Source organism: Kitasatospora sp. NPDC004531, assembly GCF_053602195.1.
The window spans coordinates 1-22,674 of record NZ_JBSGDD010000089.1; the positions used below are offsets into that span (position 1 = coordinate 1).

General features: G+C 74.1%; 16 protein-coding genes and 4 tRNA genes. 6 read left to right on the forward strand and 14 right to left on the reverse strand.

The window, feature by feature from the left end; translation table 11 throughout:
- Window positions 1-91: 91 nt before the first annotated feature.
- Window positions 92-940, reverse strand: coding sequence for a tyrosine-protein phosphatase (locus ACWEMJ_RS27535; RefSeq protein ID WP_452139832.1), 849 nt, complete (start codon window positions 938-940; stop codon window positions 92-94).
- A gap of 103 nt (window positions 941-1,043) precedes the next feature.
- The gene (locus ACWEMJ_RS27540; protein ID WP_035864192.1) at window positions 1,044-1,244 is read right to left on the reverse strand and encodes a hypothetical protein; all 201 of its coding nucleotides are present in this window, start codon (window positions 1,242-1,244) and stop codon (window positions 1,044-1,046) included.
- A gap of 151 nt (window positions 1,245-1,395) precedes the next feature.
- On the opposite strand from ACWEMJ_RS27540, the gene ACWEMJ_RS27545 reads away from it, so the two are divergent.
- The gene (locus ACWEMJ_RS27545) at window positions 1,396-2,352 is read left to right on the forward strand and encodes an aldo/keto reductase (RefSeq protein ID WP_452139833.1); all 957 of its coding nucleotides are present in this window, start codon (window positions 1,396-1,398) and stop codon (window positions 2,350-2,352) included.
- 53 nt (window positions 2,353-2,405) lie between these two features.
- On the opposite strand, the gene ACWEMJ_RS27550 is transcribed toward ACWEMJ_RS27545, so the two are convergent.
- The 3 genes from ACWEMJ_RS27550 to ACWEMJ_RS27560 all read right to left on the reverse strand — a co-directional run bounded on the left by ACWEMJ_RS27550 (window position 2,406) and on the right by ACWEMJ_RS27560 (window position 7,771).
- Window positions 2,406-3,347 (reverse strand): C40 family peptidase, encoded by a 942-nt coding sequence (locus ACWEMJ_RS27550; RefSeq protein ID WP_452139834.1) that lies wholly within the window; start codon window positions 3,345-3,347, stop codon window positions 2,406-2,408.
- Window positions 3,344-4,615, reverse strand: coding sequence for an SPFH domain-containing protein (locus tag ACWEMJ_RS27555; RefSeq protein ID WP_452139835.1), 1,272 nt, complete (start codon window positions 4,613-4,615; stop codon window positions 3,344-3,346). The genes ACWEMJ_RS27550 and ACWEMJ_RS27555 overlap by 4 nt, the downstream gene beginning before the upstream one ends.
- A 201-nt stretch (window positions 4,616-4,816) precedes the next feature.
- Window positions 4,817-7,771: an Ig-like domain-containing protein gene (locus tag ACWEMJ_RS27560; protein ID WP_452139836.1), complete on the reverse strand. Its 2,955-nt coding sequence runs from the start codon at window positions 7,769-7,771 to the stop codon at window positions 4,817-4,819.
- 298 nt (window positions 7,772-8,069) lie between these two features.
- On the opposite strand from ACWEMJ_RS27560, the gene ACWEMJ_RS27565 reads away from it, so the two are divergent.
- Together ACWEMJ_RS27565 and ACWEMJ_RS27570 are read left to right on the forward strand one after the other, a co-directional pair.
- Window positions 8,070-8,486 (forward strand): globin domain-containing protein, encoded by a 417-nt coding sequence (locus tag ACWEMJ_RS27565; RefSeq protein WP_452139837.1) that lies wholly within the window; start codon window positions 8,070-8,072, stop codon window positions 8,484-8,486.
- Between the two features lie 11 nt (window positions 8,487-8,497).
- Window positions 8,498-9,706 carry a globin domain-containing protein gene (locus ACWEMJ_RS27570; protein ID WP_452139838.1) on the forward strand — a complete coding sequence of 403 codons (1,209 nt, stop codon included), beginning with the start codon at window positions 8,498-8,500 and terminating at the stop codon, window positions 9,704-9,706.
- A gap of 37 nt (window positions 9,707-9,743) precedes the next feature.
- Here ACWEMJ_RS27570 and ACWEMJ_RS27575 read toward each other — a convergent pair.
- The 3 genes from ACWEMJ_RS27575 to ACWEMJ_RS27585 all read right to left on the reverse strand — a co-directional run bounded on the left by ACWEMJ_RS27575 (window position 9,744) and on the right by ACWEMJ_RS27585 (window position 10,197).
- A tRNA-Arg gene (locus tag ACWEMJ_RS27575) sits at window positions 9,744-9,819 on the reverse strand.
- Between the two features lie 34 nt (window positions 9,820-9,853).
- Window positions 9,854-9,929 (reverse strand) — tRNA-Arg (locus ACWEMJ_RS27580).
- Window positions 9,930-10,106: 177 nt separating this feature from the next.
- A tRNA-Ser gene (locus ACWEMJ_RS27585) sits at window positions 10,107-10,197 on the reverse strand.
- A 201-nt stretch (window positions 10,198-10,398) separates the two neighbouring features.
- Between ACWEMJ_RS27585 and ACWEMJ_RS27590 the strand changes: the two genes are divergently transcribed.
- Window positions 10,399-13,569 carry a PAS domain-containing protein gene (locus ACWEMJ_RS27590; protein WP_452139839.1) on the forward strand — a complete coding sequence of 1,057 codons (3,171 nt, stop codon included), beginning with the start codon at window positions 10,399-10,401 and terminating at the stop codon, window positions 13,567-13,569.
- A 58-nt stretch (window positions 13,570-13,627) separates the two neighbouring features.
- Here ACWEMJ_RS27590 and ACWEMJ_RS27595 read toward each other — a convergent pair whose 3' ends face one another.
- Both ACWEMJ_RS27595 and ACWEMJ_RS27600 read right to left on the reverse strand, forming a co-directional pair.
- Window positions 13,628-14,248, reverse strand: coding sequence for a DUF4396 domain-containing protein (locus ACWEMJ_RS27595; protein WP_452139840.1), 621 nt, complete (start codon window positions 14,246-14,248; stop codon window positions 13,628-13,630).
- A 109-nt stretch (window positions 14,249-14,357) separates the two neighbouring features.
- Window positions 14,358-16,019: a long-chain fatty acid--CoA ligase gene (locus ACWEMJ_RS27600; protein WP_452139841.1), complete on the reverse strand. Its 1,662-nt coding sequence runs from the start codon at window positions 16,017-16,019 to the stop codon at window positions 14,358-14,360.
- Window positions 16,020-16,243: 224 nt separating this feature from the next.
- Between ACWEMJ_RS27600 and ACWEMJ_RS27605 the strand changes: the two genes are divergently transcribed.
- A complete protein-coding gene (locus ACWEMJ_RS27605; protein WP_452139842.1) occupies window positions 16,244-17,215 on the forward strand; it encodes an EamA family transporter in 972 nt (323 codons plus the stop codon).
- A 505-nt stretch (window positions 17,216-17,720) separates the two neighbouring features.
- Here ACWEMJ_RS27605 and ACWEMJ_RS27610 read toward each other — a convergent pair.
- A complete protein-coding gene (locus tag ACWEMJ_RS27610; RefSeq protein ID WP_452139843.1) occupies window positions 17,721-19,085 on the reverse strand; it encodes an FAD-binding oxidoreductase in 1,365 nt (454 codons plus the stop codon).
- Window positions 19,086-19,189: 104 nt separating this feature from the next.
- Between ACWEMJ_RS27610 and ACWEMJ_RS27615 the strand changes: the two genes are divergently transcribed.
- On the forward strand, window positions 19,190-19,411 hold the full coding sequence (locus ACWEMJ_RS27615) for a hypothetical protein (RefSeq protein WP_452139844.1): 222 nt from the start codon (window positions 19,190-19,192) through the stop codon (window positions 19,409-19,411).
- An 85-nt stretch (window positions 19,412-19,496) separates the two neighbouring features.
- On the opposite strand, the gene ACWEMJ_RS27620 is transcribed toward ACWEMJ_RS27615, so the two are convergent.
- The 3 genes from ACWEMJ_RS27620 to ACWEMJ_RS27630 form a co-directional block, all read right to left on the reverse strand.
- Window positions 19,497-20,432, reverse strand: coding sequence for an HNH endonuclease (locus ACWEMJ_RS27620; RefSeq protein WP_452139845.1), 936 nt, complete (start codon window positions 20,430-20,432; stop codon window positions 19,497-19,499).
- Window positions 20,433-20,532: 100 nt separating this feature from the next.
- A tRNA-Ser gene (locus ACWEMJ_RS27625) sits at window positions 20,533-20,618 on the reverse strand.
- 62 nt (window positions 20,619-20,680) lie between these two features.
- Window positions 20,681-22,303 (reverse strand): S1C family serine protease, encoded by a 1,623-nt coding sequence (locus ACWEMJ_RS27630; RefSeq protein ID WP_452139846.1) that lies wholly within the window; start codon window positions 22,301-22,303, stop codon window positions 20,681-20,683.
- Between the last annotated feature and the right edge of the window lie 371 nt (window positions 22,304-22,674).

Consider the following 22,674-nt stretch of genomic DNA (forward strand, 5'->3'; position numbering starts at 1 on the left):
CGTTCCCACTCGGCATCCGTGAGATCTCCCCGCCCCATACCCGAACCAACGAGCAAGGCAGGTGACAGTCACATGATCGACCGGACAAGTCCTAGACGGTGCACGTGGCTCGGAGCGCCGACAGGTGATCGGCCGTCAGGCCGAGTCCGTCGCGCCAGAAGTCGTCGAACGTGCGCCAGCCGCGCGCGAGTTCCTCGAAGGCCGCGTCGAGGTAAACCGTTTCCGCGCGGGCGAGCGGTCGCATCAGCGGGTCCACCCGGGCGATCCGGGTCGCCGCGCGCTCGTTGGTGAGCAGGTAGTCGGCGAGGACGGCCTCCCGGTCCACGCCGAGGGCGGTGAGGAGCAGGGCGGCCGTCCAGCCGGTGCGGTCCTTGCCGGCCGTGCAGTGGAACAGCACGGGCGCGCCGTCCGCCTCGGCGATCAGGCGCAGCACGGTGGCGAAGCGCTCGCGGGCCAGGGCGTCGGTGACGAACCACCGGTACATCGACGTCATCATCGCGCTGCCGCGGCCGTCGCCGAGCACGGCGTGCATCGCCCCGGGATCGCCGCTGCCGAGCGCCCGTCTCAGGTCGACGTAGAGGTCGAAGTCGGCGGAGAACACCGGCAGATGGTGCAGCGCCGGGCCGAGCCCGTCCGGCGAGGGCACGCTCAGCGCCGCGGCGGCGTCCATCGGCAGGACGGCCGTCGGCAGGCCCGGGATCAGGTCGGCGCCCAGGTGGCGGACCTCGTCCAGGCTGCGCAGATCGACGACGTGCCGCAGTCCCAGCGCGCCCAGCAGCGCGCGGTCGCGCTCACCGAGCCGGCTCAGCGCCTCGGTGCGCAGCAGCAGCCCGGGGCGGACGGTGCGGCCGTCGGCCGTCCGGTAGCCGCCGAGGTCGCGGGCGTTGACGGCGGCCGCCAGGCCGAGGCTGCGGGCGGTCTCGGTGGACGGCGCGGACACGGGGCCTCCTGGCGGGCTGCGACGGTTCCGGCCAGTGTAGGCACGCCTGCCCGCGGGGCCACCGGAGGTCTCCGGCCGGCCCCGCACGGGCGTCCTGCGGTCGTTACTTGACGGCCAGCCAGATCACGCCGACCACGACCGCCAGGGCCACGACGGCCCCGACGACGATCAGCGGGGTGCGGCTCGACGAGGAGCTGCTGCCGTACGTGGTGACGGTGCCCGGGGCCTGCGCGGCCGGGGCCTCGTCGACGAACGCCCGGAACATCTGGGTGGAGCCGGCGGGGTCGTAGTCGTTGTCAGCCATGGAACGGGACTCTAGCCAACGCCGACACCCCGCCGACACCCCGGACCCCACTGCCGACCCACTCTGCACGGACCCCTCACCTCGGACGACACCCGGGTGAACAACCGGTCGCCCCGGAATCAAGCAGGACCCGAACGGGTTGTTCCCAGGCATGACTTCCACTGACGCCCCCCGGGTGACCCTCGGCGCCTCCGGCCTCGCCGTCTCCCAACTGTCCCTCGGCGGCAACGTGTTCGGCTGGACGGCCGACGAAGCGCAGTCCTTCGCGGTGCTCGACGCGTACGCCGCGGCGGGCGGCAACTTCGTCGACACCGCCGACGTCTACTCCTCCTGGGCGCCGGGCAACTCCGGCGGCGAGTCCGAGACGGTGATCGGCCACTGGCTGCGCAGCCGCGGCAACCGCGAACAGATCGTCGTCGCCACCAAGGCCGGCATGGCGCCCGGCCTGGACAACCTGAAGCGCGACACCGTGCGGCGCGCCGTCGAGGGCTCGCTGCGCCGGCTCGGCGTCGAGCGGATCGACCTGTTCTACACCCACCGGGACGACCCGGACACGCCGGTCGAGGAGATCGTCACCACCCTCGACGAGCTGGTCCGCGAGGGCAAGGTGCGGGAGCTCGCCGCGTCCAACATCGGCCCGCAGCGCCTGGCCGCCTCGCTGGAGTTCGCCGCCCGCGAGGGCCTGGCCCGGTACGTGGCCGTGCAGCCGCACTACAACCTGGTCTCCCGCGACACCTACGAGGGCGAACTCGCCGACGTGGTCGCCGCGCACGGCCTGTCCGCCGTCCCGTACTACGCGCTCGCCGCCGGCTTCCTGACCGGCAAGTACCGGCCCGGCGCGCAGGTGGACAGCCCCCGGGCGCAGGGCGCTGGCAAGCACCTGGAGACCCCGCGCGGCCTGCGCGTGCTGGCCGCGCTGGACGAGGTCGCCGCCGCCCACGGCGTCGAGGTCACCACCGTGGCGCTGGCCTGGCTGGCCGCCCGGCCCACCGTCGTCGCCCCGCTGGCCAGCGCCCGCACCGTCGAGCAGCTGCCGCCGCTGCTGGCCGCCGCCGCGCTGCGGCTGACCGAGGCCGAGCTGAAGCTGCTGGACGCCGCCTCCGCCTGACGCACCGGCGGCGCCCCTCCCCGGCTGCGGGAGGGGCGCCGTCGGCGTGACGGTCAGGGGCGGCCGAAGAAGTCCGGGTAGTAGCCGCTGGTCATCCGGGAGACCCGCACGTCCTTGCCGGGGCGGGGCGCCTCCACGTACGTCCCGTCGCCGAGGTAGATCGCCACGTGGTGGATGCCGGAGACCCGGCCGTTGCCGGACCAGAACAGCAGGTCGCCGCGCTTGAGCTGCTTCGCGGTGATCGGTGTGCCGGCCCGGTACTGGTCGTCGGCGACCCGCGGGGTGGACACCCCCGCCCGGCGGAACGCCTGCTGGACCAGACCCGAGCAGTCGAAGCCGTTCGGCCCGTTGCCGCCCCACACGTACGGCTTGCCGACCTGCGCCAGCGCGTACGACACCGCCGCCTCGACCCCGCTCGACGCCGGCTTCGCCGGCTGCGACGGCTGCTGCGCCGCGGAGCCGCCCCCGCCGCCGGTGCGCTCCAGGTAGATGTTGTAGTGGCTGGTGTAGCGCCACTCGCCGGCGGCGTTCCTGAACCAGTAGACCTTGCCGTCCCAGCCCTGCCGCAGGCCGCCGGACGAGGACTGCTGCTGTGGGGACTGGCCCCGGGAGCCGCCGGTGCGCTCCAGGTAGACGCTCTGCCACTGGGTGTAGCGCCACTGGCCGGCGGCGTTCTTGAACCAGTAGACGTGACCGTCCCAGCCGGGGCCGGACGGCGCGGGCACGGCGTGCGCGGTGGTCGCGCCCAGCCCCAGGCCGACCACCCCGGCGCCGGCCAGCACGGTGGTGGCCAGACAGGTCGAGCGCACCGCGCGGTGTATTCGGCCCGCCCGCTCGGCCGCCTCGGACGGGGCGGTGGGCGCCGCCGGACGGGCGCACTCCGGGCAGTGGCAGGCCGTCGCGCCGTCGGACTCCGCGAAGACCGGCAGCGGGCCCTGCGACCGGTCGGGCAGATCGGTGGGATCGGTGGATATCGAGGCGAGCGCTGGCTTCACGCGGACTTCCCTTCCTTGCGGCTCGGCCGGGCGGCCGGAGCGGGCACCGAGGCGGTCACCCCGGCCGGGGCGACGAACGCGACCAGCAGCTGCTCCATCAGGGCGCTGCGCGCGGTGTCGTCCAACTCGTGGGCGGTGGCGCGCTCCAGGCGGCGCACCGCGAGCGCCGCGGCCTCCACCGCGTCGTCCACCAGGACGGTCCGCAGTCCCGCGTCCAGGTCCGCGAGCCGGCGGCGGCGCATCGACTCGGCGACCTCCGGCGCGTAGTCCAGGGCCAGCGGCTGCACCGAGTACACCTCGATGCCGGCCGGGGCGGTCTCCGCGGCCAGCGCCCGGGTCAGCTCGTCGGCGAACCACTGGCCGTCGCGCAGCGCAGGCCCCGGAGCGGAGTTGGAGTCGCACGGCAGCGCGGAGGCGGTTCGGGTGAGGACGGCCTGCACCTGCTCGCGCAGATACGTTTCGTGGTCGGCGATGCCGAGCGTGACCCGCGCGGTGTCCTTGACCCGCCACACGATCAGCACCCGCACCAGCAGCGGGGTGCCGGTCCGGTCGGTGACGTGCACCGGCTCGCTGCGCCAGTGCCGCAGCCGGACGTCCACCCGGCGGCGGCGCACCAGCGGGTTCACCCACAGCAGGCCGGTGCGGCGCACCGTGCCCCGGTAGCGGCCCCAGCGGGTCAGCACCCGGGTCTCGCCGCCCGGGTTGGACAGCAGCCCGGCGAGCGCCGTCAGCATCGCCAGTCCGATCGCGCTGACCGTGGCCACGGTGCGGTCGTCGACCCGTCCGCCACCGGCCTTCGCGGCCGCGTCGCGGACGTCCGGCAGGCCCGACAGGTGCGGGATCACGCCCGCCCGGGCCAGCACCAGCAGCACGCCGGCCGTGCCGACCAGCAGCGCCAGCAGCGGCAGCCAGCCCGGCAGGGCGAACGCGGTGCGCTCGCGCAGCGACTGGTCGGCGCGCGGCGGGCGCCGGTGGACGGCGGCGTCCGAGACCGTGGGGTGCGCCCGGGCGGCTTCCGGCGTGGCCCGGGGGCCGGGCGGGAGCGCGGCCGGCTCGTCCGCGCCGACCGGCGTCAGGTCCGCCCCGACGGCCGGGAGCTGCGCGGTCGGCGCGCCCCGGTCGGGCCGGTCCTCGACCGGCGCGGCGGCCTTGATCAGCGGGTTGTTCACCGCCTTGGCCAGTTGGGTCGCGCCGACGGGGTCGGCGGGCGATTCGGCGGCGGAGGGCCAGGTACGGGGTCGCGGCGACGAGTCGCGGGTGACGTCCATGCACGTGTCCTAAGGGTCAGAGTGTCGCGCAACGGGCGGCCCGGAGCTGACGGGCAGTGCCGGGGACCCAGGCTAGGCTGATTGATCATCAAATGCGACGAATGCCTCGCGGTGTGTCGCTATGTCGGAAAATCCGTCGGAGCCCGGTCCGCGCGCCGCACCCAGCGGTACGGGCGGACCGGGCAGCCGTCGTACCGGTCCTCAGCGACGCCGGCCGGCGCGCCTTCGACCGCCCAGCACCCGGCGGGCCAGCAGCCCGAAGCCCGCCGCGATCAGCAGCGCCCCGCAGGCCAGACCGCGCCAGCCAGTGGCCGCCGCCCGGCGTTCGGCCGCCGCCATCCCGCCCTGCGGCGGCGCCGCCAACGCCCGCGCCCGCCCGGACTCCTCCGCCGCGGCAGCGGGCTGCCCGACCTGTTCGTCCGACGCGGCGTGCGTGGCCGACGGGGTGGCCGACGGCGCTCCCGTCGAGGGCGTCCCCGCCGGCGGGGTGGTGGAGCTCTCGACCGGCGCCGCCGGCTCCTGCGGCATCGACAGGTTCGCCGCGAACACGGACTGCTCGACCGCCGAATCCTGCGCCAGGAACGGCGGCTGCGGACCCTCCACCGCCCCGTCCACCCCGGCCGGTGGCACGGCAGCAGCGGACGGGGACGGGCTCGCCGTCGGCGCCGGCGAGCCGGCCGGGATCACCACCGGCACCACCTCGGGCGGCACCTCGGGCGACGCCGGGGCCGACGGGCTCGCGCTCGGCAGCAGAGCCGGGACGGACGCGGAGGCCGACGCGGACGGGCCGGTCGTGGCCGGACTCTGCGCGGCCGGCGCGGTCGCCGTCGCCGCGGCCGGCGCACTCGGCGTGGCCGTGGAGGACGCCGGCACACTGGGCGTGGCCGTCGCGGAGGGGGCGGTCGACGGCGCGGGCCGCGTCGACGACGGCGACGCAGTGGCGGCTCCGCCGCCGGCCGGCGCCTTGGGCACCCGGACCGGGACGGGATCGCTCGCCGTGCCGTTGCCCGCCGGGTCGGTGGCGGTGGCGACCAGCGCGACGTCGCCGCCCGGGATGTCCTGGCCGGACGTGCAGGACCAGCTGCCGTCGGCGCCCGCCACGGCGCTGCACACCGTGGTGCGTTCGCCGTTGGCCCGGGCGGCGGTGACGGTGACGGTGGCGCCGGGCTCGGCACGGCCGCCGATCACGGGCCGGGCGGTGGGCAGCAGCACCCCGGCGGCGGGCGAGGTGAGCTGCGGCTTGTCGGGCGAGCCGGTGTCCACCGTGAGCCGGACGGGCTTGCCGTCGGAGCGGTTGCCCGCCGCGTCCCGGGCGTGCGGGGTGAGCCGGTGCGGGCCGTCGGCGAGGTTCTCCACCGGCAGGCAGGACCAGCTGCCGTCGGCGGCGACGGCGGTGGAGCACAGGTCGATGTCCTGCGCCCCGTCCGCCGCGGACACGGTGACGGTGGAGCCGGGCTCGCCGAGGCCGGTGACCAGCAGGCCCGGGTCGTTGCTGAAGTCGGGCAGGGTGAGGACGGGGGCGGTCGGCGCCGCCGTCTTGACGGTCACCCGGAACGGCGGGCCGTGCAGCACGCCGCCGTGGGTGGTCTCCGTCACCACCAGGGTGTGGGCGCCCTCGCTCAGCGCGCTCTCGGGGCGGCAGTTCCAGCTGCCGTCGCCGCCGACCTGCGCGAGGCACACCGCGCTGCCGTTCTCCTGGACGGCGATGCCCGCCCCGGCGACGGCATCGTCGCCGCGGAACTCGGGGCGCAGTTCGCCGGTGACGCTGCCGGGGACGGGCAGCGCGATCTCCGGACCGGTGGCGGCGGAGATCTTCAGCGGGATCCGCTGGTCGACGACCTGCCCGGAGTCGGCGAAGCCGTCGGCGTCGGCGAGCTGCGAGCCGTCCCGGGCCAGCCGCAGCCGGACCCAGGTGTCGCCGCCGGTGGCGGCCGCCGGGACCTGCCACTCCAGCGCGGCGCGGGTCGCCCCGGCGGGGACGTCGGCCTGCGCGCGCTCCTCGCGGTCGAAGCGGCCGTTGTGGTCGAAGTCGATCCAGCCGGCCAGCACCGCCGGGCCGCCGCCCGGGCTCACCGGCGCCTCCACCCGGTAGCTGCCCCCGGCGACGGCCTCGGCGGGGAAGCTCAGGCTCGGGTCGGTGCCCGGGTAGTCGGCGCGGCCGGGCCGGGGCCGGGGCTGCGCCGGGTTGGCCCAGGGGCTGCGCAGACCCGCCGCGGCCTCCGTGCCGGGGGCGAGGGGGCCGGCGGCCGCCGGGGCCGGGCCGGGCAGCAGCGGCCGTTCGACGGCCTGGGCCAGGCCGGGCCGGGAGCGGGGCGCGGCCGGGGCGGCGTCCTGGCCGAGGAACAGGTCGGAGAGCAGGTGCGAGGCGTTGCCGTAGTCCTGCGGAGCGCTGCCGAGGCCCTCGTCGAGGGTGACCGTCCAGGCCTGGCGGAGCGCCGCGGGCGGGGTGGTGGAGCCGTCCCGGGCGGTGGAGCGCTGCTCGACGCGCAGGTCGACGGTGCTGACGGTGCCGGTCAGTTCGAGGGTGCCGGAGCCGTCCGCGTCGCCGTCGCGGAAGCCCTCCGCGGCGGGGGCGAGCTCGGTCGGGCCGACCGTCCACCCGGCCCAGTCGGTGCGGCCGGTCAGGGTGGGGGCGGCGGGGGTGCCGGCGGCGACCGTGAGGCGGGTGCTGGTGCCGGTGGTGCCGTCGCCGCCGGTGGCCAGGCCGGTCAGGCCGCTGAGGTGCAGGCGGGGGTTGCGCACCGGGCGGGAGAAGGTGAGCCGCAGCGTGCCGAGGGCCCGCCAGGAGCCGTCCGCGTGCGGGTGGTCCTCGACGGCGCGGAACGTCTCGGCCGGGTCGCCGGGGCGGATGCCGTCGGTGTAGGCGCTGCCGCCGGTGGTCCGCTCGGCAAGTTTGCCGGGTGCGGCTTCGACGCCCACGCCGGGGGCCGCGGCCCAGTCGAACTGGACGGCCAGGCCGGACGGCAGCTGGGCGCGCCGCTCGGCGGACCAGCTGTCGGGCGTCTGCTGGGCGGCCACCGGCGGGGTGCCGAGGCCGGTGAGCAGGCCGGTGGCGATCAGAGCGGTGGTGGTCCGGCCGATCCGGGGTCCGGGCCGGTCACGGTCGGCCGGGCGGGCGTCGGGGGCCGGGGCCCGGTGGAGGAACTGTCGGCACATCCGGCTCTCCTCTCGGTGTCTTCGTCCGCCGAATTCGCGGTCCAATGCCATGAACCCGAATGGTCATGACGATCAGACAAAAGGGAATCACGATCTGGTTTCGGTCATACCGCGACACCTGGTCAATTCGCCCGACACCACCCGATTGGCGGTCACTCGTTCGGCAGTATCCGGATACCCGCCAAGCGGGGCGTCAACTCGCCCAAGCAGGCATCAATCGGGCGCTACTGTCCAGTATTTGACTGATCGTCATACCACTCTGTTGGAATTGGTGTGTTTATCAGTAGAGTCGGCCGGCATGACCATTGATTCCGCGCTCATCAAAAGCAGCTTCGCTGCCGTCGAGCCCCACGGCAGCGATGTCACCGCATACTTCTACGCCCATTTGTTCGAGCACAACCCGGGCGTCCGCAAGCTCTTCGCCGAGCACCTCGACGAGCAGCAGGACCGCCTCTGGGCCGCGATATCCACCCTGGTCGACCGGCTCGACGACACCGAGACCGTGGTCGACGTGCTGCAGGGCCTGGGCCGCCGGCACGCCGGCTACGGCGCCCTCCCCGAGCACTTCCCGGCCGTCGGCGCCAGCCTGATCGCCGCGCTCGCGCACTTCGCCAAGGACGCCTGGACGCCCGCGGCCGAGGCCTCCTGGACCGCCCTGTACGGCGTCGTCACCGAGGTCATGGGCGGGGCGCTGACCGAAGCCGCCGCGGACTGAGGGCCTCCCCGGTGCCCTTCGACCCCGCGGTCGTCCGTGCCAGCTTCGCCGTCGTCGAACGCCGGGCCGACCAGCTGACCAAGTACTTCTACGCCCACCTGTTCACCAACAACCCGGGCGTCGAGGCGCTCTTCCCGGCCCGGCTCGCCGAGCAGCGCGACCGGCTGTTCGCCGCCCTCACCCAGCTGGTGCTGCGGCTGGAGGACCCGGAGCAGCTCACCGGCTACCTGGCGGCGCTCGGACGCGACCACCGCAAGTTCCAGGCCGCGCCCGAGCACTACCCGGCCGTCGGCGCCAGCCTGATCGCCGCGCTGGAGCACTTCTCCGGGAGCGCCTGGACCCCCGAGGTCGAACAGGCCTGGGCGGAGGCGTTCGGCGTCATCGCCCAGGCCATGATCGACGCGGCCGCCGCCGTGCCCGCCGGCAGCCCCCGCTGGTGGAACGCCGAGGTGCTGACCGCCCGCCGGGCCGCCGCCGACCTGGCGGTGCTCACCCTGCGGCCCGACCAGCCGTACCCGTTCACCGCCGGCCAGTACCTGACCGTCAGCTCCGACCGGCACCCGCAGGTCTGGCGGCCCTACTCGCCGGCCTGCGCGCCCCGGCCCGACAACACCCTGGAGCTGCACGTCCGCCGGGTGCCCGACGGGCTGCTGTCCACCGCGCTGGTCGACGAGGTCCGGCCCGGCGAGACGCTCCGGCTCGGCCCGCCGCTCGGCGAGGCCGTGCTCGCCAAGCGCTCCGACCGGCCGTTGCTGATGGTCGCCGCCGGCACCGGCTGGGCGCAGGTCAAAGCCCTGCTGGAACAGCTCGGCAAGGACGGCGGACGGCCCGCCACCGTGTTCGTCGCCGCCCGCGACGACCGCGACCAGTACGACCTGGACGCGGTGCACGACCTGGTGAAGGAACACGCCTGGCTGCACGCCGTCCTGTCGGCGCCCGCGCCCGGCGCGTCCCGCGGCACCGCGATCCGGCTGCTCCGCGACGGCCTGCGCGACTACGGCGACTGCGCCGGCCACGACATCCACCTGTCCGGGCCGCCCGACCTCGCGCCGTCCGTCACCGCCCAACTCCTCGACCAGCGCGCCGATCCCGGGCTGATCCGGCACGACCCCGTCACCGCCACGTTCAACCGCAGCCGCCCGCTCACCCCCGCGGAATGGTTCCTGGAGGAGCGCGAGGTGCCGTGGATCAACCGGACCGAACTCGGGCCGCCGGCATGACGACGAAGGCCCCGGGTGGAAACCCGGGGCCTTCGGCTGGTGCGCTCAGCAGGATTCGAACCTGCAACCTCTTGATCCGTAGTCAAGTGCTCTATCCGTTGAGCTATGAGCGCTCGGACGGCCCCTTGCGGAACCGCGAGCGGAGATTGGTGCGCTCAGCAGGATTCGAACCTGCAACCTCTTGATCCGTAGTCAAGTGCTCTATCCGTTGAGCTATGAGCGCTCGCCCCGTCGGCCTTGGCCTCCTGGGCGGTGCGGGGACAACATTACATGACCGGCGACCTGGGGCGAAATCGATTGCCGGCGGCCCCGTCAAGGGCACCGCGGAGGCCGCCGGGCGAACAGTGGCGGACAACGCGGAAGCCCCGCCGGTCAGTGACCGACGGGGCTCCCGATGAGGCGGAGGCGGAGGGATTTGAACCCTCGATGGACGGTAAAGCCCAAACCGCATTAGCAGTGCGGCGCCATAGACCGGACTAGGCGACGCCTCCAACACCCGGACTGCGACCGGGACTCCGGCGCACTCCGTGCGACTGCGATGATGCCACAGCCGAAGGCTCCGGCACCAACCACCACAACGATACTGGCCGGGTCGTCCACGGCGCAAAGAAGAATGAGATACTCCAGTCTCCGAGGAGAGCCAGAGCCGCCCGTCGAAGCGGCGGCCCGAAGGCGTGAGGAGACCTGTCGACGTGAGCAGCAGGCCGACCCGAGGCGCTGCTCGCCTCGCCGCGATACTCGACGCACTGCCCGACCCCCTGCTGCTGGTGAACTCCAACGGCACCGTGGTCGACGCCAACAAGGCTGCCGTGGAGAGCCTCCAGGCCCCCGGCACCTCGCTGGTCGGACGGGGAGTGCTGGACCTGCTGCCGGAGTTCGACCCCAGCCGAATCCCCGGTTCGATGCGGCCCCCGGCGAGCGAGACCCAGAGCCTTGAACTACCGGTCCGGATGACCGCCCGACGCACCGACGGCAGCACCTTCGCCGTCGAGGTGTCCGGCAACGACTTCACCGACGAGGGCGGCGGGGAGGCGCACGGCTTCCTGTCCTTCGCCACCACCGACCAGGACCTGCTGCTGCTGCTGGTCCGCGACCTGTCGACGCGCCTCGGCGTGGAGTCCGAACTCCGGCGCCAGCACAAACAGACCGAGATGATCCTGCGCGCCGCCGCCGAGGGCGTCCTCGGCGTCGACCTGGAGGGCCGCGTGGTGCTGGTCAACCCGGCCGCCGCGCACATCCTCGACTTCCGGGCCAGCGAACTCGGCGGGCGCGAACTGCACCCGCTGATCCAGCACTCGCAGCCCGACGGCAGCCCGCTGGCCGCCGAGAGCTCGGCGCTGATGGACACCCTGCACTCCGGCCGCAAGCACCGGATCCGCAACACCGTGCTGTGGCGCAAGGACGGCAGCCCCGTCACCGTCGACCTGACCACCGCGCCCGTCCGGGACGGCGAGCAACTGGTCGGCGCCGTCATGACGTTCACCGACCGCACCCACGAACTCGCGCTCACCGCACGCAACGAGCACCTCACCGCCGTGCTGGAGTCCGAACTCGGCGGCGCGCTCGGCGCGCTGCACCGGCGGATCGACGCGCTGGCCGCCGACCCCGCCGGGCAGCTCTGGCCGGAGGCCAATTGGACGCTGCGCCGACTCGCCGACGAGTGCCGCCGGTTCGGCCGGCTGATCGAGGGCGTGCTGGAGCACCAGCGTTTCGAGGCCGCCGCCGAGCGCGGCAAGGCGTCGCTGGAGCGCGAACGGATCGGCCTGGACGAGGTCGTGCAGCTGGCCGTCGACCGGGCCGGCGAGTTGGTCGGGCCCGGCCGGGTCCGCTACTCGGTGCACGCCGCCGCCGTGAAGGTGCTCGCCGACCGCGAACGGCTCGCCCAGGCGCTCGCCCACCTGGTCGCCGACGTCAGCGGCGTCACGCCGGTGCCCGAACCCGCCCGCGCCGAGGACGAGTCCGCCACCGCCGGCGGCCCGTTCGCCGGCCCGGCGCCCGACCCCGGGCAGCCGCCGATGGTGGTGCTGGCGGCCGCCCAGCGCGGCCAGGTCGCCCGGATCGAGGTGCGCGGCCCCGCGCAGAGCGCCAGCGCCGTCCACCTGCCGATCGCCCGGGCCGCCGTCCAGCGGCACGGCGGCGTCCTGCAGCGGCACGACCTGCCCGGCGGCGGCGGGGCCACCTACGTGGTCGAGCTGCCGCTCGACCCCGACGGCGGCGACGGCGACACGCCCGACAAGCAGCAGCACGTCCCCAAGGACTCCGACACCGCGATGCTGCCCGACCTTCCCGGGCAGCCCGAGGCGGCCCCGGCCGAGGCCGACGAGGCGTCAACGCCCGCGCCCGCCACGGAGAACGGCGCACCCGCCGCCCGGGCCGACGACACCCAGGGCTCCGGTCGCCGCCGGGCCCGCCCCGCCCGCGAGGACGAGGCGCGGACCGAACCGGCCCCGCCCGGCGCGCCGATCGCGCTCGGGCCCGGGCCGACCGCCGCCGACGCGTCCTCCGAGCAGCCGCCGACCGTCGAACCGCCCGCCCGCACCGGGCGGCGGGCCCGCCGGGCGCCCGCGCCGGGCGACCCCGGCCCCGGGCCACTGCAGCTGCCCGGCGTGCCGGACCCCGGCGCGTCCGTCTACCCCGGCCTGGAGAACGCGCTGCCCGCCGGGCCGCCGGAGCCCGTCGTCCCGCCGACCCAGCCCACCGGGCGGCGGCGCCGGCTGGCCCTGCCCGCCGACACCGCGGAGAGCGCCGAGGAGGTGACGGCGAAGCTGCCGCCCGTCCCCGCCGCCGAGCCCTCCGGCGCGCTGGAGATCGCCGCCCGGCCCGCCGTCCCGCCCGCGCAGCCGGCCCCGGCGGAGGGGCAGCCGCAGCCCGTCGGCAGCGGGCTGGGCGAGCTCGTCCCGCCGCGGCCGCTGGGCGGGTTCCCCGGGCCGCTGCCCGCCCCCGGGACGCCGCAGCAGGCCGAGCCCGTCGGCCCCGTCAACGGGCAGGCGCTGCCCGCCGGTTCGGGCTCCGGCCCGGCCGCCGGCGAGGGCGGTGCGCTGGCGCTGACCGCCGGACCCGGCGCGGTCGAGGGGCGCACCCCGCCCCGGCCGATCGCCGAACTCGCCCCCGCCAAGGACGCCCCGCACGACGGCCCCCGGCCGCTGCTGGTGTGGCCCGAACCCGATCCGTCCACCCGCGGCGCGCTCGAAGCCCGCGGCTTCCGGCCGGTCGTCGTCGCCTCCCGCGAGGAGGTCGACGCCCAGGTCCCGCAGACCCCGGCCGCGCTCTTCGTCGACCCGCTGACCGGGCCGATCACCCGCACCGCCCTGCAGTCGCTGCGCACCGCCGCGCTGGCCGGACGGATCCCCGTGCTGCTGGCCGCCGGGCTCGGCCAGGCCACCCGGGACGCCGCCTACGGGGCCGACCCCGCCGTGCTGCTGCGCGCGCTGGCCCCCCGGGACGGCGAGAACCACGCCGCCCGGGTCCTGCTGGTCGAGTCCGACCCGGAGGTCGCCGCCGCGCTGGTCGCCAGCCTGGAACGGCGCGGCATGCAGGTGGAGCACGCCTCCGACGAGAACGAGGCGGTGGCCCGGGCCAGCAGCATCCAGCCCAACCTGGTGGTGCTCGACCTCCAGCGGATCGAGCGGCGCAACCTCGGCCTGCTGGACTGGCTGCGCGCCAACGACCGGCTGCACCGCACCCCGCTGGTGGTGTACACCTCGGCCGACCTCGACCCGCAGGCCCGCGCCGGACTCCGCACCGGCGCGAACGTGCTGTTCCTCGCCGAGCGCTCCACCACCGACGACGTACAGGGCCGGATCGTCGAACTGCTGGCCCGGGTCGGCTCGTTGGGGCAGGTGGCGACGGCCGCGTCGTTCTGACGGCCGCCGGGAACGCGAATGGGGCCCCACCGCGGCGGGGCCCCATCGACAGGGTGCGTCAGTGGTAGGCGTGCACCACCGCGTGGCCGAGGCCGCGGCCGATCAGCCAGCGGTTGACCGGCACGGTGACGACGAACGCCAGCACCAGCGAGGCCGCCAGCGACACCCAGAACAGCAGCTGTCCCAGTCCGGCGTCCATCGCGCCCGGGACGGCGACCATCACGCCGTTGTCGATCACCTCCATGACCAGGATCGACACGGTGTCGGCGGCCAGTGCGACCTTCGCCGCCTCGCGGACGGTGAGGCCGGCCTTCAGCACGCCGCGGGCGGTGAGCGCGTAGCCGAAGACGAAGGCCAGCGCTACCGACAGCACCACGGTCGCGCCGTTGTGCAGGCCGAAGCCGACGCCGATCACCTGGCCGAGGACCTCGCCGATGGCGCAGCCGGTGAGGCAGTGCAGGGTCGCCTGGGCGGCGGTGCGCCAGCTGGTGCCGCCGCCGTGGTCGTGGTGGCCGGCGTGGCCGCTGTGGTCGCCGTGGTTCGCGTGCGCGGCGTGCTCCGCGTGGCTCGCGTGTTCTGCGTGCTCCGCGTGGTCGTGCTGGTGGTTCGCGTGGTGCTCGTTGCCGTGGTGCTGGTGGTCCTGGTGCCCCTCGTGGCCTGGATGCCCGGTGTGCTCCATGGTGGCCCCCTCCTGGTCCCGACACGGTCCGGTCGAGCCAGAACCATATACCCCTGGGGGTATATGGTTCCAGGCTTTTCCGATCACCCGGCAAGGAGGCCGTTCGCACTCACCCCTTGCCGATCACCGTCACGTCCAAACGGTCCGCGGCGTAGTCCGCCCTGATCACCTTCTTGTCGAACTTGCCGACCGAGGTCTTCGGCACCGACTCGATCACCGACCAGCGCTCCGGCAGCTGCCAGGACGCGACCCGCTCGGCCAGGAAGGCGCGCAGCTCGGGCAGTCCGGCCGCCGCGCCGGGGCGCAGCACGACGGTGGCCAGCGGGCGCTCGCCCCACTTCTCGTCCGGGACGGCGACCACGGCGGCCTCGGCCACGTCGGGGTGGGCCATCAGGTGGTTCTCCAGGGCCTGCGAGCTGATCCACTCCCCTCCGGACTTGATCACGTCCTTGGCCCGGTCTGTGAGGGTCAGGTAGCCGTTGGCGGTGATGGTGCCGACGTCGCCGGTGCGCAGCCAGCCGTCCGGGCTGAACTTGTCCTCGGGGCGGTCCGGTTCGGCGTTCGCGCCGCCGAAGTAGGCGCCGGCGATCCAGGGGCCGCGGACCTCCAGCTCGCCCTCGGCGACGCCGTCGTGCGGCATCCGCTCGCCGCCGGGGCCGATCAGGCGGGCCTCCACGGAGGACGGGAAGACGCCCTGGGTGACGCGGTAGGCCCACTCGTCCTCGCCGGTGACGCCGGCCGGCGGGTGGGCGACGGTGCCCAGCGGGGAGGTCTCGGTCATGCCCCAGGCGTGGATGACCCGGATGCCGTGCCGCTCCTCGAAGGCCTTCATCAGGGCGGGCGGGCAGGCCGAGCCGCCGATCACCACGGTCTTCAGCGTGGAGGTGTCGTAGTCGCCGGCGTCCAGCTCGTCCAGCAGGCCGGTCCAGATGGTCGGGACGGCGGCGCTGAAGGTCGGCTTCACCCGGTCGATCATCTCGGCCAGCGGCTTGGGCTGCAGGAAGCGGTCCGGCATCAGCAGGTTCGCGCCGGTCATGAACGCCGCGTGCGGGATGCCCCAGGCGTTGACGTGGAACATCGGGACCACCGGCAGCACGGTGTCCTGGGCGGTCAGGCCGAAGCTGGAGGCGGCGATGATCTGCATCGAGTGCAGGTAGATCGAGCGGTGGCTGTAGACGACGCCCTTGGGGTCGCCGGTGGTGCCGGAGGTGTAGCAGAGCGCGGCGGCCTGCTTCTCGTCGATGTCGGTCTGCCACGGGTAGTCGGTCGGGCGGCCGGCGATCAGCGCCTCGTAGTCGTGCACCGTCCCCTCGAAGGCCGCCAGCAGCGCCGGGTCGTACGGGCCGGCCACCACCAGATGCTCGACCACGTCGCCGAGCTGCGGCAGGACGGCGGCGAGCAGCGGCAGCACCGAGCCGTTGACGATCACCACCCGGTCCGCGGCGTGCCGGACGATGTACGCCAGCTGCGGGGCGGGCAGCCGCAGGTTCAGGGTGTGCAGCACGGCGCCCATGGACGGTATCGCCAGGTACGCCTCCTGGTGTTCCGTGTTGTTCCACATGAGAGTTCCGACGGCCTCGCCGTCGGCGACGCCGAACTCCTCGCGCAGCGCGTGGGCGAGCTGCGCGGCGCGAGCGCCGATCTCGGCGAAGGTGCGCACGACGGGGCCGTTCTCGGTCCAGGTGGTGACGGTGGAGCGGCCGTGAATGGTGGACCCGTGCTGCAGGATCCGGGCGACGGTGAGTGGAACGTCCTGCATCGTGCTGTACACCAGGGTCCTCCTTGACCGGCCGGCGGATTTTGTTACCCGCAGGTAGTAGGCGATGTCCTCGATTGTTTCCCCGGTACACCCGCGCTGTCAGTAGTCGCAACCGAGATGAGACCGAGGCCTGACCTGCGTCACATCCGCCCGGTGGCGACCGCCCGCCCGGGGCCCCGGAGGCCGAGTGGTAACCGTCTTTGACCAAAGACACTCCTTACGACACACTCGATCTCATGCCAGGAACCTCCCTCACCGTCGAAAGCGCCACCGAACTCCCCGCAATCGCCTCCGTTTCCAAGGTCGAAACCGGCTCGGGTCGGGCGCGGGCCGACGGAGTGCGACGACGGCTGGGCGGCATCCCCGCGCCGGTGCTGTGCGTGGTGTCGATGGTGGCGGTGCAGCTCGGCGTGGCGGCCTCCAAACCGCTGTTCGGGGTACTGGGCGTGGCCGGGGCGACCTTCCTGCGGATCTCGTTCGCCGCCGTCGTCCTGCTCGCCTTCACCCGCCCCCGGCTGCGCGGCCGCAGCCCGCGCGACCTGGCCATGGCGGCACTGCTCGGCGTCGCGTCCGCCGGCATGACCCTGCTGTTCGCCGCGGCCGTCGACCGGCTGCCGATGGGCACCGCCGCCACCATCGAGTTCCTCGGCCCGCTCGCCGTCGCCCTGGTCTTCGCCCGGCGCGCCGGGCACGTGCTGTGGGCGATGCTCGCCGCCGCCGGCGTGGTGCTGCTCACCCTGTTCGGCCACGGCGAGGGCGGCTCCAGCCTGGACCCGGTCGGCCTGGCCTGCGCCTTCGGGGCGGCCGCCTGCTACGCCGGCTACATCCTGTTCACCGACAAGGTCGGCGCGGCGTTCCGCGGCTTCGAGGGCCTGGCGGTCTCGTTCACCGTCGGCATGGTGGTGCTCGCCCCGTTCGGCGCCGCCGAGGCCGTGCACGGCCTGGCCGGCTCCTCCTCCCCCGCCCTGCTGCTGCTCGCCGTCGCGGGCGTCGCCCTGCTCTTCCCGGTACTGCCCTACGCGCTGGAGATGGTCGCGCTGCGCCGGATGTCGCAGCGGGTGTTCAGCGTGATCGTCAGCCTGGACCCGGCGGTCAGCGCCCTGGTCGGCCTGCTGGTGCTCGGCCAGGTGCTCGGCCTGCCGCAGCTGTTCGGCATCTGCTGCGTGGTCGCCGCCAGCGTCGGGGCCACGCTCACCGCCCGGCGCTAGCCGGCCAGCAGCCGCCCGGACACCCCTCGGGGGCGCGGTCGCCGTTCTGCGGCTGCCGCGCCCCCGAGGGGTTTTCGCTGTTCGTCCGTGTGCCCCGAGGCGGGTGACCCTTTCCACTCCCGGTGCTCCGGCCGGTCCAGCGCCCCCGCCGGTCCGGCCGCGTCCTTGGCCGGGATGTCAGTAGTGCTCCATGGATTCCTCCGTGCTGCCGATGCTCACGAGAATAGATTTCCGCAACAAATCGACAAAGCACCAGCACCGCCGGATTTTTTCCCCCGTTCGCGTGACTCGAAGGTCCGGGCGGGGCATTCCGGGCGGGGCGGGCGGGCGTCTGATCAAACCGCCGATGAGCTGGGCTTTCGGGTGCGGAGCGGCGACCTGGAGTCCGGTTCGCGCCGCTCCGCTTTCGGCGGGTCGCGGCCCGTTCAGGTGCGGTGACCCGCAAATGTCGATTTTCCGTCGGGGCCTCGCGTGGCGGGCATACGACCCGAATTCGGAATGATTCTCAGATCATCTTTCCCGGATTGAGCAGGCCCAACGGATCGAAGACCGACTTGATCTGCCGCTGCAGCTCCAGCCCGACCGACCCCAGCTCCCGGGCCAGCCACTCGCGCTTCAGCAGGCCGATGCCGTGCTCGCCCGTCACCGTGCCGCCCAGCTCCAGGCCGAGCGCCATGATCTCGTCGAAGGAGATCCGGGCCCGCTCCACCTGCTCCGAATCCCGGGCGTCGAAGATCACCACCGGGTGGGTGTTGCCGTCGCCGGCGTGCGCGACCACGCCGATGGTCAGCCGGTGGCGCTCGGCGATCTCGGCGACACCGTTCAGCATCGCGGCCAGCGCGCTGCGCGGCACCGCCACGTCGTCGATCATCGTGGTGCCCGTCCGCTCCAGCGCGGGCAGCGCCAACCGCCGCGCCTGCAGCAGCAGTTCGGACTCCGCCCGGTCCTCGGCCGGCACCACGGCGGTCGCCCCGGCGGCCGTGCACAGCTCGCCGACCGCGGCCAGCCGCTCGGCCTGGTCCGGGCCGTCGAAGGCGACCAGCAGCAGCGCCCGGGTGGACTCCGGCAGCCCCATCCGCGCCATCTCGTTGACCGCGCGGACGGTGGTGGCGTCCATCAGCTCCATCAGCGAGGGCGTGAACCCGGCCGCCATCACCTCGCACACCGCCCGGCCCGCGGCGTCCACCGAGTCGAACTCGGCCGCCAGCACCAGCTGCGGGCCCGGCGCCGGGCGCAGCGCGAGCACCGCCTCCACCACCACGCCCAGGGTGCCCTCGGAGCCGACCAGCAGCCGGGTCAGGTCGTAGCCGGCCACGCCCTTGGCGGTGCGCCGGCCCGTCCGCAGCAGGCGGCCGTCGGCCAGCACCACGTCCAGGCCGAGCACGTACTCGCTGGTCACGCCGTACTTCACGCAGCACAGGCCGCCGGCGCCGGTGCCGATGTTGCCGCCGATGGTGCAGGACTCCCAGCTCGACGGGTCCGGCGGGTAGGCCAGTTGCCGGGCCTCCGCCGCCCGGGACAGTTCGGCGTTCACCACGCCCGGCTGCACGATCGCGATCCGCTCCACCGGATCGACGTGCAGGATCCGGTTCATCCTGGTCAGCGACAGCAGGATGCAGCCGTCCACGGCGTTCGCCCCGCCCGACAGCCCCGTGCGCGCGCCCTGCGGCACCACCGGCACCCGCAGCTCGGTGGCGGTGCGCATCACGAACTGCACCTGCTCGACCGTCTCCGGGAACACCAGCACCGCCGGGTCGCCCGCCTCGCAGAAGCCCGCCATGTCGCGGGCGTACGCGCCGGTGACGTCCGGGTCCACCGCGACGGCGCCGTCCGGCAGGCCCGACCGCAGCCGCTCCACCAACTCACCCACGACAACCTCCACTCGTCCCGCCCGCGCTCTCCTCCCCACCCTCCCCCGCCCGGCCGCTCCCCACCCCCTGTCGCACTGTCGGTCGCCTCCGGCACCCTGGTCCCATGCGCGCACCCCGTGTCCAGTGCCCCGCCTGCGCCCGCCCGGTCGCCCTCATGCCCACCCGCCGCACCGGCTACGGCGTCATCCACGACCACAAACGCGACCGCCGCTCCCTCGTCCTCTGCGACGGCAGCATGCGCCAACTCCCCCTCGCCGACGCCACCCTCCACCAGGAAACCCTCCCCGGCCTCCCCGACCCGGAGGGTCCGCCGACGCTGTTCTGACGCGTCGTCGGCCAGGGCTGCTCGGCGCCAAACTCCGCGGGCGCCGGCCCGGAGCGGGGCCGGCGCCCGGCTCGACCGGATCCGGTCACCTCCCGCTGCCGGACCGGTGAGTGTGCCAGTGCTGTTCCAGCCAGCCGCGGCAGTGCTTGAGCGACACATGCGGGGCCGCGCCGTGCAGGGCGGCGTAGGCGGGGTAGGGCATCAGCCCCGGGGCCAGATCGATGAGCATGCGGTCCGGATCGACGGCCAAGTGGCCGAGGTCGAACAGCCGGTGCACATCCCGGCGCAGGAGCAGGCCACCGTTGTCGTGGTGCTCGCCCTCGGCCGCATAGCTGTACAGGTGGGCGGCTTCCAGAACGGTGGCGGGGGCCGGTCCGGTGAAGGCGCATGCGGCACCGTGCTGCTCCAACAGGCGGGCCCGGAAGGCATCCTGGCCCACCCGCGCCCGGACCACCCGCTCCCGGTGGCCTCCGACGATCGTCCGGATGCCCTGTTCGAGAATCGTGAGCGGCGCATCGACTCCGACACCGGCGAGGGCCGCATGGAAGACATCCCACTGCATGCGGCGAATGCTGTGCTGGGACGACGGGCTGTCGCACAGCGCACGCAACACCGCTCCCGGCAGGGCACCGGGCATACCGACCCAAGCGGCATCGTGCTTGGTCCGATAGGTGGTGACCTCCTCACGCCGCGAGTCGGGTATGTCGAACTCGCCCCCGCACTTGCACACATAGACCGGCAGCTTCGTCTTCCGCGGCTTGAAGCTGCCCTTCCCGCAGTTCGGGAGCGGGCAGGTGTAGCGGTCCTTCTCGGCCAGGCCGACCTCGATGTGCTCGATCACCGAAACGCCGAGCAAGGACTTCTTGTCCCACAGCGCTATCACGTCGCCGACCGCGGGCCCGCCGCTGTTGGGGACGGTGTCGTCCCAGCTGTAGTGCCGCGCCGGATCGTCGTCGTACCCGTCGTTGCCGCTGCGCTCGCGGTCGTCACCCACCGCCAGTACCAGCCATGCCGTCGCCATACCGATCCCCCTTGCGCTCCCGAGCCCTGACAGAACGACGAAAGAGCGGGTACCGTCCGAAGTCGGTACCCGCTCTGACTTGGCTGTTCAGCCACCTGTGCGGAGGGTGTGGGATTTGAACCCACGGTGGCGCGAGGCCACGACAGTTTTCAAGACTGGTCCCTTAGGCCGCTCGGGCAACCCTCCTCGGCGGAGGCCAGCCTAACGGGTCGGGGCGGGTTCGGTGCACACCGATTCGGTGGGGTGGGTCAGTTGTCGCCCTTGCGTTCGCCGAGGGTGACGGTGGTCTTGGCGGCCTTGCCGTCGCGGGTGTATTCGACCTCGACCTTTTCGCCGGGCTTGTGGGTCCAGATCTCGCTGACCAGGGTGGGGCCGCTGTCGATGGTGATGCCGCCGAGCTTGGTGATGACGTCGCCGGCCTTGAGGCCGGCCTGGTCGGCGGGGCCGCCGGGGGTGACGGCGGGGGTGTCGCGGACGGGGGCGGTGGCGATCTGGGCGCCGTCGCCGCGGTAGTCGTCGTTGCGCAGGACGCCGAGGATCGCGTAGACGGGGGTGCCGTCCTTGATCAGGGTCTGGGCGACCCACTTGGCCTGGTTGATCGGGATGGCGAAGCCGAGGCCGATGGAGCCGGCCCGGCCGGAGCCGCCGGTGTTGGACTGGATCGCCGAGTTGATGCCGATGACCGAGCCGGAGCCGTCGAGCAGCGGGCCGCCGGAGTTGCCGGGGTTGATGGAGGCGTCGGTCTGCAGGGCGTTCATGTAGGAGGACTGGGCGCCGGACTCGTCGCCGGAGGCCACCGGGCGGTCCTTGGCGGAGATGATGCCGGTGGTGACGGTGCCTTCGAGGCCGTAGGGCGCGCCGATGGCGATGGTGGCGTCGCCGATGGCGACCTTGTCGGAGTCGCCGAGCGGCAGCGGGACGAGCTTGTCCTTGGGCGGGTTGTCGAGGCGGATGACGGCGACGTCGTAGCCCTCGGCGCGGCCGACCACGGAGGCGTTGTAGGAGGAGCCGTCGGAGAACTTGACGCTGAGCTTGCCGCCCTTGGCGGCCGGCGCGACCACGTGGTTGTTGGTCAGGATGTGGCCCTCGGTGTCGAAGACGAATCCGGTGCCGGTGCCGGACTCGCTGGAGCCCGAGGCCTTGATGGTGACGGTGGACGGCAGCGCCTTGGCGGCGATCCCGGCGACGGACTCGGGGGCCCGGTCCAGGTTCTGGTGGGTGTTGCCGACGCTGACGGTGGTGCTGTTGTGGCTGGCGCCGGTGCCGCCGTCGGACTGCTTGTCGGAGACGGACGCGCCGATCGCGCCGCCGGCCAGGCCGGCCACCAGGGCGACGGCCGCGACCAGGGCGACCAGGCCGCCGCGCTTGCCCTTGCCGGAGCCGCCGGACGCGGGCTGCGGACCCCACGGCGCGCCGGGCTCGCCCGGTCCGCCGACCCCGCCCGCGGCGCCGGAGGGGTGGCCCCAGCCGCCCACCGGCTGGCCGGCCCCGAACGGGTGTTGCGACGGCTCGCCGGGGACGCCGGGTGCGGGCGGCCCGTCCTGGACGAGCGGCGGCACGGCCGGGTGGGTGGCGGTCGGCGTGTACGGGGAGGCCGGCTCGGAGACGCTGCCGTACGGGTTCTGGAACGGCGGCGGCGCGTCCGCGGGCACGGGGACCGGGGCGGCGGCGGGCGGCGCGGGCACCTTGCCCAGCTGCATGGTCCCGTCCGACACGGGCGGGGCCGGCGCGGCCGGCACGGCCGGCGGCGGGGCGTCGAGGTACGCGGGAGCGGGGGCGGGCGTCCCGGCCGTGGTGGGGGCCGCCTCGGTGCCGGTGGGCTCGGGGGCCTTCTCCGGCGGGGTGGTACCACTCGCGTGCTCGGTGCTCACGGACGACCTCCATCGCTGACAGAACCTTGGGCGGTGGTTGTCGCGCGGACGGCGCGGCCACAGCCTCGGGGCACAGTTTTTCCTATGCCGGATTCGGACACCGTAAGCGGGCCCCTGAAGAAATCATGAGAAGCCTTAGGCCTCGCTGACATGCACATCAGTGGTCCCGCGATGCGGACGCCGATCCCCCCGGCCTTGGCGTTCCCCAGCTCGGAGGTTAGCCTGTCGCTCCTGTAAACCGAAGAGAGTCGCGGGAGCTTGGACCAGCCAGGCTGAGAGTGCGCCGGATCGAACCGTAGGGCATGGCGGAGACGCTGCCCCGGGCGAGGGGGCGCAGACCGCCGGAACCTGTCCGGGTAATGCCGGCGTAG

Coding starts and splice junctions, on each gene's coding strand:
- ACWEMJ_RS27540 (WP_035864192.1), bottom strand. CDS start 1,244: ATGGCTGACAACGACTACGACCCCGCCGGCTCCACCCAGATGTTCCGG.
- ACWEMJ_RS27545 (WP_452139833.1), top strand. CDS start 1,396: ATGACTTCCACTGACGCCCCCCGGGTGACCCTCGGCGCCTCCGGCCTC.
- ACWEMJ_RS27555 (WP_452139835.1), bottom strand. CDS start 4,615: ATGGACGTCACCCGCGACTCGTCGCCGCGACCCCGTACCTGGCCCTCC.
- ACWEMJ_RS27560 (WP_452139836.1), bottom strand. CDS start 7,771: ATGTGCCGACAGTTCCTCCACCGGGCCCCGGCCCCCGACGCCCGCCCG.
- ACWEMJ_RS27565 (WP_452139837.1), top strand. CDS start 8,070: ATGACCATTGATTCCGCGCTCATCAAAAGCAGCTTCGCTGCCGTCGAG.
- ACWEMJ_RS27595 (WP_452139840.1), bottom strand. CDS start 14,248: ATGGAGCACACCGGGCATCCAGGCCACGAGGGGCACCAGGACCACCAG.
- ACWEMJ_RS27605 (WP_452139842.1), top strand. CDS start 16,244: ATGCCAGGAACCTCCCTCACCGTCGAAAGCGCCACCGAACTCCCCGCA.
- ACWEMJ_RS27615 (WP_452139844.1), top strand. CDS start 19,190: ATGCGCGCACCCCGTGTCCAGTGCCCCGCCTGCGCCCGCCCGGTCGCC.
- ACWEMJ_RS27620 (WP_452139845.1), bottom strand. CDS start 20,432: ATGGCGACGGCATGGCTGGTACTGGCGGTGGGTGACGACCGCGAGCGC.